The sequence below is a fragment of the Photobacterium sp. S4TG1 genome (assembly GCF_036040035.1).
Taxonomy (GTDB): domain Bacteria; phylum Pseudomonadota; class Gammaproteobacteria; order Enterobacterales; family Vibrionaceae; genus Photobacterium.
In genome coordinates, this window is record NZ_JAYXUH010000036.1 from 1 (window position 1) to 1,291 (window position 1,291).

2 protein-coding genes are annotated in these 1,291 nt (G+C 33.9%); both read left to right on the forward strand.

All coding sequences use genetic code 11. The features are described from left to right. Nucleotides 1-240 precede the first annotated feature (240 nt). Entirely contained in the window at nt 241-636 is a 396-nt protein-coding gene (locus tag VXS03_RS19985; RefSeq protein WP_327765529.1) for an ArsR/SmtB family transcription factor, read from the forward strand. A gap of 8 nt (nt 637-644) precedes the next feature. Continuing rightward, complete coding sequence (locus tag VXS03_RS19990; protein ID WP_327765528.1) at nt 645-1,094, forward strand: pentapeptide repeat-containing protein; 450 nt, start codon at nt 645-647, stop codon at nt 1,092-1,094. Nucleotides 1,095-1,291 lie beyond the last annotated feature (197 nt).

Genomic DNA, 1,291 nt, shown 5'->3' on the forward strand with positions numbered 1-1,291 from the left:
CTGATCGTCAATTGTTCAAAGCTTATTAATATCGTTCAATTTGGTGCTTTATAGAACAACCTCATCCATAGAACTTTTCATTCTCATTTAAAAATAAGAAACACCCGTCATTACTTGCACAATGGCGCAAGTGTGTATATGTTAGGTGTAGTACTATTCACTCAAAAAATCATAGTCCGTAAAATTTCTTAAAACTCTCCTTAAGAGAAAAGAGCGCTACTAAATAAAAAGGTCATCGTTATTATGGATGAAAAATACATAGATTCATTAAAAGCATTATCTGAACCGAATAGATTGCGGTTATTTTGGCTATTCCTTCACGTTGATAAATGCATCGCTGTCGCAGAAGCAATGGATATTATCGGAGAGGCACAATACAACGTATCTCGTAATTTAAAAATTTTATACAAAGCTGGTTTATTGAATCACGAAAAAAAAGGAAAATGGGTTTTTTATACATTAAAGAAACAGCTAACCCCTCATTGTCTAGCTTTAGTCGATTCGGTCAGGTTATTACCCGCAAGTGATTTTAAAGATGTCGTTGATCGCTGTTTAATACGTCTATCTATGAGAATAAATGGGGAATGTGTTGTCGGTCCTGATACAGAAACATGGCATAGTTTAATTAAAAAATAGTTGGCAAGATGAATACATACACTAAACAAGAGCTACATTCTATATTAGAACAACATAGATTATGGTTAGAAAATAAAGGAGGTAAGCGTGCTATTTTAACACGTGCAGATCTCTCTGATATTGATCTTCAAGGAGTCGATTTACGTCGAGCAAACTTAATACGTACTAATTTTAGTAATAGTAATTTAACAGGTTCCGATTTAAGTGATGCCGATATTACATACGCAAATTTCAACAATTCATGTCTAAACGATGTGCTTTTTCAAGACGCTGATTTACGTAACGCTGATATGAGTTTTGCAAAAATGTTCAACGTTAATTTAAAACGCGCGGATTTATACCGTACAAATTTTGACAATGCTTATTTAGATAATGCCGCCCTCATTGCTCCTCGTTTAGAACATACTATTATAAAGTTACGCGGTACTAATAAATCTGATTGTTTTACATCTAAATGAACGAAAAGAAAATTGTATGGTGGTGGGATCTAGCACTCTTTCCTAGAAAGCTAGTTTTACCAAAGTCAAGATGCAAAAAAGCCCGCAATTTCTTGCGAGCTTCTCTATTTGGCTTTGCTCTTCAGGATTTGAACCAGTGACATATAATTAATAGGCCACAAATTTTTCCAATAAAGATCACCAACAAAACTAAAAAG

Excerpts from the sequence above, each read along its gene's own strand:
- VXS03_RS19990 (WP_327765528.1), top strand. The coding sequence starts at position 645 with ATGAATACATACACTAAACAAGAGCTACATTCTATATTAGAACAACAT.